At 34.3% G+C, this 6223-nt stretch carries 3 protein-coding genes and 1 pseudogene; 3 read left to right on the plus strand and 1 reads right to left on the minus strand.

The genetic code is table 11. The features are described 5' to 3' along the window. A pseudogene (locus P8M54_RS05775) lies at window positions 1–102 on the minus strand (30S ribosomal protein S12); the annotation flags it as partial. 154 nt (window positions 103–256) lie between these two features. Between P8M54_RS05775 and P8M54_RS05780 the strand changes: the two are divergent. The 3 genes from P8M54_RS05780 to P8M54_RS05790 all read left to right on the plus strand — a co-directional run. Further along, window positions 257–1957, plus strand: a complete 1701-nt coding sequence (locus P8M54_RS05780; RefSeq protein ID WP_300286133.1) for a hypothetical protein — start codon at window positions 257–259, stop codon at window positions 1955–1957. An 85-nt stretch (window positions 1958–2042) separates the two neighbouring features. After that, entirely contained in the window at window positions 2043–5312 is a 3270-nt protein-coding gene (locus tag P8M54_RS05785; protein WP_300286135.1) for a SusC/RagA family TonB-linked outer membrane protein, read from the plus strand. A gap of 10 nt (window positions 5313–5322) precedes the next feature. Further along, window positions 5323–6223, plus strand: a 901-nt coding sequence (locus P8M54_RS05790; RefSeq protein ID WP_300286138.1) for a SusD/RagB family nutrient-binding outer membrane lipoprotein, incomplete at its 3' end; no start/stop codon positions are given.

Here is a 6223-nt window from a genome sequence, read left to right on the forward strand (position 1 = left end):
ATCTAAAGCAACCGATTTACTCTTCTTAGTTATCTGAGTTCTTCCTGTTCTTACTAATTGTTGAATTGTTGGCATAATTAATACTAAAAATTTATTATGTATATTTAATTCCCGCTTTTTACGGGGTTGCAAATGTATAAATTATTTTTTACTCTACAAATGTTAATCCATTAATTTTCAATAAGATTATTTAGCTATTTGATTTTAACCGTAAAGATTGGATATTTGTATTCCAGTAACTTAAATCGAAACCCGTTTGAAAAAGATTAGCTTCCTCCTTTTAATAATCATTTCAAACTTGTCTTGTTTTGCACAAAAATACCATCTTACCATAGAAGGAAAGACCGTGAATGAAACAAAATCTATTGATTCTTTAAACTACCAAACGAAACATCAAGACTTAGGTCATCTTTTTGCTGAAATCTCAAAAACGCAAAATTATCTCATACAAAAGGGCTTCATTGAAACCCTCTTGGTCAACCAAGTTAAAATAAACGACAGCTCCTACATAGCTAACCTAGATCTTGGTAAAAGAATCACCACTATTAAGGTTACCAGCTCAATAAATCCTAGTTTAAAGAAAATTCTACAAATAACGCAGGATACAATGATTGTAAAGTACTCGCAAATCTCAAATTTTTTAAATAACAAAAAACAATTATTAAATAACGAAGGCTATCCTCTCGCGACTGTTAACCTAACTGATCTAAAAAAGGGAGCTTCTTCCCTGATTGCAACTCTAGTAATTAATCCAAACAAACAGAAACAAATAAATACCATAATTGTTGCTAAAAATAACAACACCAGTTTTCAATTCCCAAAAGGGCATCTAAATCAGATTGTAAAAAAATTCAAAAATAATCTACTATCTGACAACACTATCAATAAAATCAAAGAAGAGTTTGATAAATACAACTTTGTTACGCAATCAAAATACCCGGAAACATTATTCACCCATGATTCTACCAAAATATACGTTTACATAGAAAAACAACACGCTAACACCTTTGACGGATTCATAGGATTTAACACTAATGAAAATCAAAAATTAACCTTAAGTGGCTATTTAGATTTACAACTTGAAAATATTTTAAATACCGGTGAGGAATTTAGACTGAACTGGAAAAGCAACGGAAATAACCAAACCACCTTTAATAGCACACTAGAACTACCGTACCTTTTTGGCAGTCCAATTGGACTGAAAGCTCAACTCAACATTCTTAAACAAGAAAGCACTTTTCAAAACACTAAAACCGCACTCGACGCCAGTTACTACATAAAATACAACACCCGAATTTATATAGGAAGAGAAACGACTAGCTCCAGCGACATCCAGAATATCAATAATGGCGAAATCAGCGATTTTAATAGCACTTTTTATACGAGCTCATTTTCATTTAAGCTTAAAGAGCGAAGCAATTCAATGAACCCAATTAAAAGCCATATCGATTTAAAACTTGGCATTGGCAAAAGAGAGAATACAAATGAATTTTCAGTCAACAATATAAATCAACAAAAATTCATAGCACTTAGCGCTTCAAACACCTTTCACCTAAATCAAAAAAATCACTTGAATGCCAAAGCACTTTTTCAATCACTAGTCAGTAAAGAATATGGTCAAAACGAATTATATCGCTTTGGAGGCATAAACAGTATAAGAGGTTTTCAAGAAAATAGTCTTTTAGCCAAAACATATTTAGTCCTCTCAACAGAATACCGATACCTACTTAACGACAATTTTTACCTAAACACAGTAACTGATTATAGTAACTACACCTCTCCAAACACCTTTGCAACAAATACTTATGTTAAAAGAATACTAAGTTTTGGTTTAGGAATAGGACTACAAACAAGAACTGGTTTAATGAAGATCTTATTGGTAAAACCTTACAGCAAAAACGACAAAACAGTTATTTATAACACAATAGCTCATTTTAGTTACAATGTTAAATTTTAATAATAAGACAAAATTTCTTTCCACAACATTAGGTTAGTTAACAAATTATTAAGATTTTTGTCTCACTAATTAAAAATTTTAAAAAATGAAACTAAAGTTCAATGGAATCTTGGTACTACTATTAGTACTAATGGCGCAACTAACTTTTGCGCAAGAAAGAACCGTTACCGGTATTGTTTCTGATGATGCAGGAATGCCTATACCAGGTGCCAGTGTTTTGATCAAAGGAACAAAATTAGGAACGCAAACTGATTTTGACGGTAAATTTTCGATCAAAGCTTCTCCAAGCCAGGTCTTAGTATTTAGCTACATTGGGATGAAAACCCAAGAATTAACTGCTTCTAGCACCACTGTTAACGTAAAGTTAGCAAGTACTGCATTAGAATTAGAAGGAGTGGTTGTAACCGCATTGGGAATAAAGCAATCAGTTAAATCTCTACCGTATGCTGCACAAACAGTAAAGGCAGAACAACTTAACATTACACAAAATGTAGATGTTAAAGGTGCTTTAGCTGGTAAAGTTGCTGGTATTCAAATAAATGGCCAAGCGGGAGCAAAATTAGGCTCTACAGGTAAAATCAGAATACGTGGAGCGATAAGTTTGACTGAAGACAATGATGCATTGTATGTTTTGGATGGTGTTGCAGTTGACCCAAACAATATTGACATGGACAACATCGCTGATGTAACAGTATTAAAAGGACCAAATGCTACAGCACTATATGGCCAAAGAGCAGTTAATGGTGTTATTCAACTGACTTCTAAAAAAGGTGCTAACGGCCGAATGACTGTTGATATCAACAGTTCTACAACTTTCGACAAAGTGGCATATTTGCCAAAGTACCAAAACCTTTACGGAACTGGATATGAAGGAAATGACAGTTTTAGAACATTTGATTTTGCTGCTGGCGGTTTTGGTGGAGCATACCCAGCAGAGTGGTCAATAATGAATGGTAAAAGATATCTTTACGAAGACAACAATTACGCAGATGAAAGCTGGGGTCCAAAATTTGATGATCAAGACTATTTACCTTGGTACTCATGGTCGCCTGATAGTCCTTATTTTGGACAAACTGCAAAATATTCTGCACAGCCAAACAACATCAAAGACTTTTATGACATTGGTGTAACTAAACGTAATTCGTTTACACTAAGTGGAGGAGGAGATAGATTTAATGCAAGATTATCTTACACTAATCTTGACCAACAAGGTATCCAACCTTTCACAGGACAAACTAAAAATTACGTATCATCTTTTATGTCATATGATTTAAATGACAAACTAAAAGTAGATGTATTAATGAATTATACCACTGGAAAAATAAGAGGAGAATTTGATGATAGTTATGGTAATCAAACTTCAGGATCATTTAATTCATGGTTTGGTAGACAACTTGATGTTAATAAATTACGTGAATTAAAAGATCTTAAAAATGGAGCAGGATACCAAGCTACATGGAACTGGTGGGGTCCTGAGTACTATACTTTAGGTGGAAGTTATCAAAAACCAGCTTTCTGGTACAACCCTTATACCTACTTAGAACAATATGATTACAAGCAAAAAACAGACAATATCACTTTTTCATTAAATCCAACGTACAAAATCAATGATAAATTAAGTGTTGCTGGGATGTTTAGCAGAAATCAAAACACATACGGTAGAAAATACTACTTTCCAACTGAATTATCACTCTCAGCGGCTCCTGATTTATACAATCCTTGGCAAAATGCGTTTGGTATTTACAAATCAGTTAGCGTTGAAGACAACTACGATGCGAGGATTAACTACAAAACCGAATTTAAAGGCTTTAGTTTGACTAGTACAGCAGGTACAAGTGTGAGAAACAATTCGTTTGACAGATTGTCAACTGAAATAAATCCTACATCTAGAGTTGGTGGTCTGGTTTTACCAGATGTTTACACTTTTTCTAATGCTAGCGTAACTCCTATATCTATACCGCAATTTTCTCAGAAAAGTGTAAACAGTATTTATGCTTTAGCTAACGTAGGATATAATGATTATTTATTTATAGATGGTACAGTACGTAGAGACTGGTCATCAGCTATGCCAAGTACAGCTAATGGTAACACTACGGGATCTATCGGTGGAAGTTTGATTTTCACAGAGTTAATGAGTAAAAACAAAGCTATAAGTTATGGTAAATTAAGAGCAGGATATGCCATAATCGGTACGGATGCAAATGCATTAGCACTTAATCCAAACTACTCTCAACTTAATGCTCATCCATACAACAGCACAAATGTTGCCTTATTTAACAAACCGACTGTTGTAGATCCAAATTTAAAATTTGCTCAAAATGCGAGTTTTGAAACAGGTATTGACTTAAAGTTCTTGAATAACAGAGTCAACTTTTCTGCAACCTACTACAACGAAAACAGAAAAGACGAAATCATCAATATCAACATACCTAATTCTTCAGGTAGCTATAGTTTCCTAACAAACGCTGGGGAAACAAAAAGATCAGGTATCGAATTGACTTTAGGAGGCGATATTATTAAAGCTGCTGACAAAGATGGTGTAAATTGGAATGCTAGTTTAAATTTTGCATCTAACAAAACTACTATTGTAAAAATCAGAGAGGGATTATCTGCCATTAATGGACCAGGTGGTACTGATGATTGGAATTTAGCAACAGTAACTCAACAAGAAGGAGCTGAATGGGGACAAATTAGAGGTTCAGCTATCAAAAGAGATTTAAACGGAAACAAAGTAATTAACTCAGATGGATTGTTTGAAATTGAAACTAACCATGACTATGGATCAGTATTACCTGATTTCACAGGAGGTTTATACAATCAAGTAACCTATAAAAATTTCACTTTAGCAGCTAGTATGGACTTTCAAAAAGGTGGAAAATTCTTTTCACTTTCAGAAACATGGGGAACATATTCAGGTTTACTTGAGGAAACAGCAGCACTTAACAACAACGGAATCAATGTTAGAGAAGATGTAAACTTAGCTAATCCATCACAATCAGGTGGTGTGAATGTAGTGGGAGTTGATGCGTCAGGCGCACCAGTTGATACGTATGTATCTGCAAACCCTTATTTTGCACAATTCAAAGCAAACAATATTGCTGAACCTTTTGTGCATGATGCAAGTTATTTAAAATTAAGAGATGTTTCTTTGTCTTACACGTTCTCTGGAGCTAAATTTAAAAATATTTTCCAAAGTGCTACAATAGGTGTAGTTGGAAGAAACTTATGGCTTATTGCGGTATCTAAAGACAATAAAAACGGATGGGACCCTTCTGAACTAGCTGGTGGATTTGGAGAAAATGGTCAATTACCAGGAACTAGAAGTTTAGGATTTAATGTAAAACTAACTTTTTAACAACTTAGATATGAAAAAATATATTTTAACTACATTATCTGCAGCACTGCTTTTTGCATCATGTGATACTGTAGATTTTGGAGACACAAACCAAAATATCAACGGACCTTCAAAAATTGATCCAGCGGGTTTGATGACGGGGGCCATTTTAGACTACTCAAATAACGCAGGTAGAATATACGCGACTAACCCTACTTTATACGTTCAGTATCAAACACAAAATGTGTATTTAGACGAAACTAGATACAGTGATGTTGCACAAGATTGGAGCGAATATTACGTTCGTGCATTCGGTAACTTAAATATTCTAATCAACTTTCTAAATGTTCCAGCTAATGTGACGCCAACAGTTTTATCTCAAGGTTCACTAAACAACCAATTAGGTGTTGCGAAGATTATGAAAGCTATAGTAACAAAGAGAATCACTGATATGTATGGTGACATTCCTTATACTGAAGCAGGAGCTGGACTAGATTTTTTGAATCCTAAATACGATACTCAAGAATTCGTTTACAAAGCTATGATAGCAGATTTAAAATCCGGCCGTGATATGCTAAATAGCGCTCAAACAGCGCCTAAAGGAGACGTACTTTACAGCGGAAATGTATCAAAATGGAAAAAATTAGCTAACTCAGTTTTGTTACAAGCTACACTTCAACTTTCAAAAAGATACCCACTTGCTTCAGGATACTCCGCTGTTGAATTTAATTCAGCATTAAGTAACGCAGCTGGTGTAATTACTACAGTGGCAGATGAACCTTGGTTCAAATATATAACTGCAGATGGAGTTTCTAATCCTTACTTTGCATCAAGACCTGCAGATTATGATGTTACAAGTGAATTTGCACAGTCTTTAAAAGGAACTGGTAGCTTGAACAGGACTTCAAATCACACATCTGACCCAAGACTTG

It is taken from the genome of Flavobacterium sp. (assembly GCF_029242675.1).
Classification (GTDB): Bacteria; Bacteroidota; Bacteroidia; order Flavobacteriales; family Flavobacteriaceae; genus Flavobacterium.

What these genes read in the sequence shown, in the direction of transcription:
- P8M54_RS05785 (WP_300286135.1), top strand. Translation starts at nt 2,043, where the DNA reads ATGAAACTAAAGTTCAATGGAATCTTGGTACTACTATTAGTACTAATG.